The organism is Variovorax sp. 01T439_2 (genome assembly GCF_056398445.1).
This window is the reverse complement of record NZ_JBFTPJ010000752.1, coordinates 1-2,968: the sequence shown is the minus strand read 5'-3', so window position 1 is coordinate 2,968 and position 2,968 is coordinate 1. Positions and strand designations below refer to the sequence as shown.

General features: G+C 58.0%; 5 protein-coding genes and 1 pseudogene. 1 reads left to right on the top strand and 5 read right to left on the bottom strand.

Features of this window, described 5'->3' with window-relative positions; all coding sequences use genetic code 11:
• Window positions 1-334 (top strand): annotated as a pseudogene (locus AC1DOC_RS27160) (hypothetical protein); the annotation flags it as partial.
• Window positions 335-372: 38 nt separating this feature from the next.
• On the opposite strand, the gene AC1DOC_RS27155 reads toward AC1DOC_RS27160, so the two are convergent.
• The 5 genes from AC1DOC_RS27155 to AC1DOC_RS27135 form a co-directional block, all read right to left on the bottom strand.
• A complete protein-coding gene (locus AC1DOC_RS27155) occupies window positions 373-822 on the bottom strand; it encodes a hypothetical protein (RefSeq protein ID WP_150106811.1) in 450 nt (149 codons plus the stop codon).
• 107 nt (window positions 823-929) lie between these two features.
• Complete coding sequence (locus tag AC1DOC_RS27150) at window positions 930-1,265, bottom strand: hypothetical protein (RefSeq protein ID WP_436036993.1); 336 nt, start codon at window positions 1,263-1,265, stop codon at window positions 930-932.
• Window positions 1,266-1,360: 95 nt separating this feature from the next.
• Window positions 1,361-1,558, bottom strand: a complete 198-nt coding sequence (locus AC1DOC_RS27145; RefSeq protein WP_018907260.1) for a hypothetical protein — start codon at window positions 1,556-1,558, stop codon at window positions 1,361-1,363.
• 72 nt (window positions 1,559-1,630) lie between these two features.
• A complete protein-coding gene (locus AC1DOC_RS27140) occupies window positions 1,631-2,203 on the bottom strand; it encodes a GNAT family N-acetyltransferase (RefSeq protein WP_015867278.1) in 573 nt (190 codons plus the stop codon).
• A gap of 224 nt (window positions 2,204-2,427) precedes the next feature.
• Window positions 2,428-2,745 carry a hypothetical protein gene (locus AC1DOC_RS27135; protein ID WP_155247920.1) on the bottom strand — a complete coding sequence of 106 codons (318 nt, stop codon included), beginning with the start codon at window positions 2,743-2,745 and terminating at the stop codon, window positions 2,428-2,430.
• Between the last annotated feature and the right edge of the window lie 223 nt (window positions 2,746-2,968).

The following is a 2,968-nucleotide window of genomic DNA, read 5'->3' as shown; positions in this document are numbered from 1 at the left end:
GAACCAGACCGTGTCCGTCGCCGAGGCCAAGAAGGCCATCGCGAATTACAGGAAGGCAATTGGCCAACCGGAGGGCCTCGCAGAGTTGATGGTCTTCTACTGCGAGCGCGGATCAGGCTTCAGCGTTGAAGTTGGCCTGCAGGACGAAGGCTTTTTCAACGCGTTGGTGCGAATGTTCGAGCAGGCGTTGAAGGCCATTTCGAAACTGCCGGATGAGCAGCGACCCTTGCTCATGGAACGACTGGAAGCCGTATGTCGCATCAGTCAGAACATCGGCTACGGCGTCGAGGATGCCATGAAGGACCTGCTTGTCGAATACGACATCTACGATTGACGACGATGTTCAGGGTTTGCTCATGGCCGGATCCGCCACTAGCGAGCGGGCGGCGTTGTCGCAACGGGCTTGCCGGTCAACTCTTCGATCTTTGATCTCGCCTGCCGTTCGATCGCTGCATTTTCCTCTGCCGACAGCTGCACTGATCGAGATGGGAGTTCGGTGGGCGGCCTTGAGCCCTGAGCGTTGATGGCAATCACTGCTACGACTGCGAGACCAGCGACAGCGGTCGCGACCCATCCAGGAACGCGGTGAGCACCGCGCCATTTTTCAGGATTAGCTTTTGCAAGATCATGCGCCCATACCCACGCGCTTCCGGAAATCAGCAGGCTCAGAAAACATAGAGGAATGCCGATCCAGATGACGCCGACGGCGGCCCACGGTGTCAGCACACCGCTGATCGCCAGGAGGCCAAGCCAAAGCACAGTCGGGGCTACACCCAAAAGAATCAGTATGTTSGCAACATTGCGTTTGCTGCCGGAGCTCATTTGATTCACCGAAGTCGTAGGGCTTGAATGTCCGCCATCCGCTGATCTTCGCTTGCGGGAACAATGACTGGCTCTGGTCGCATTCTGCCCACCGGCTGGCTCCACGCTCATGAGGAAAACCGGCCGACGAGGCGCGCACATGCAGCGCGAACCTGCTTCCGGTGAAGAGCCTCGAGCTCGCGCGCCTCGCGGTCGCACTGTTCTAGCCGGGCCGGCGCACATTGACTGCGGAGCTCGTGCGGCGGAAGGTGGTCCGCTTCACTCGCAACGGCGACGAACAACGTGAAGTCCGGGTCATGGTCAAGCCGTGACACTTCAAAGCTCAGCGCTGCCAATTGCCTGACGCCCTCAATAAAGGGTACCGTGTCATCCGCGAGGCCCCGAGCGGCGTCCACGACCGCTCTGCGCGCCGCCCCGAGTTGGCCGTCGTCAGCCGTGTTCACGTCACTCCTCTGTACATGTTCACTGTCCTTCGGCGCCACCCCTCGAAGGCCCGCAATTGGCCGATGACAGCTGTTGCATCCACGATTGCGCAGCCTTACCAGAATCGACCGACAAAGCTAACGGTCTTCTCAAACAGGCTATTCGGCAGCATGGCGCTCACAGCGATGCAAGCACCACCGATGAGCCCAAACAAGAAACCAACCCGATCACCGCTGGCCCACAGCAGGTAGCCGATCCCCGCGATGGCTGCACCAAAGGCGAGGACGGAGAGTCGCCCTTTCCAATTAGCCATGAAACTCCAATCTTTTGTGGGTTGAGGGCAATGAACGACTGAATGCCAATGCCCCGACGCAAGAGATTGTTTTCATGTCGGTATAGGACCACCGGTTTGGCTCAGAGATTGGGCACTAGACTCGGGAACAAGCGAGAAAACGTAGGCGTCGGTGAATTTCCCATGCACCTTTAAACGATTGCGAGCCAGGCATTCGCGCAAGGCCCCGGACTTGGCCGCCAACGCAAGGCTGGGGGCGTTGTCTGCCGCGACGACGATTTCAACTCGACCAAGCTGAAGCTCTGAAAAAGCCACGCGAGATAGGGTCTGAATGGCTGCGGAGGCGGCACCCCGGCGATGCCAGGACTCACGAACCCAGTAGCCGAGATTGCAGAACCCATTGAGGGCATTGAATTGGTTCAAGCCACACCCACCCACAAAGCATCTTGACTGGGCATCGAAGATCCCGAATTCGTGACTCGCTCCGTTTGCGCGTTCCTGCGCGCAATGTGAAAACCAAGACAGTGCATCGGAATCGGTGTAGCCGGCATGTGCCCAAGACATCCACTTGCCCACCGTAGCACCCGACTCGCGAACGGCCTCAGCAAAGGAAACGGCGTCGCTCTCGACGAAGGGACGGAGAACGAAGTGACTCGCAGCTTGCATGAGTGTTGATGTATGGGCGCCTCACGGATTCTCGCCGCACGGCGTACAGCAAGGTTCGGGGACCGGAAGACCGTACAAGTTCACATTACCAAATAGAAGCCGAACCGGCAATGCGACCGGCCGCTCTTGGCCGGCGACGGAAGTCTAGGTGCGCTTCCAAAGCTCACGACGTTGCCACGTCGGAACGGCCACAGTTCAAATGGCGACGACGTCACGTCGACTGCTCAGCAGGCAAGACGGCCGAATATCACCGTGTCGCTCGGAAACAGCGGAAACGACATATCTTGTTTGATGCATATTTCTTCTCCATCACGGGTGACATGAATGTCCACAAGCACAAAAGTTGGGTCGTCACGCGACAGGTGGTACCGAAAATATTTCGGCGGGTCGTGCGGCACAATGTAGGCGCCGGTCCTTGCTTCAATCTGCTCAAGCATTTCAGCGATATTGGTGCACGGCAACATCAATCCAGGCTGTGCGACGAACGTATTCAAAGATTGGTCGAAGGCCAACACTTGGCCGCGAGGATGTACTTCAGGCATTTGAGTGGCTTGGCTTGGCAGTGGCAATCTCGAATTCTGCCTGTCCAGCGAAGGGCTTCTCTTGGCCGACTGCGGCACTACTCGTGTGTGCGTACATGCGACGTCCCAACATAGATAGCCACTGAAACTACCGCTGCCACGATGGCCCCGATCAACCATCGGCCGCGACGTCGCTCGATCTCCTCGACATATGCCTGATACGACAGAACAGGTCCAGCAGCGC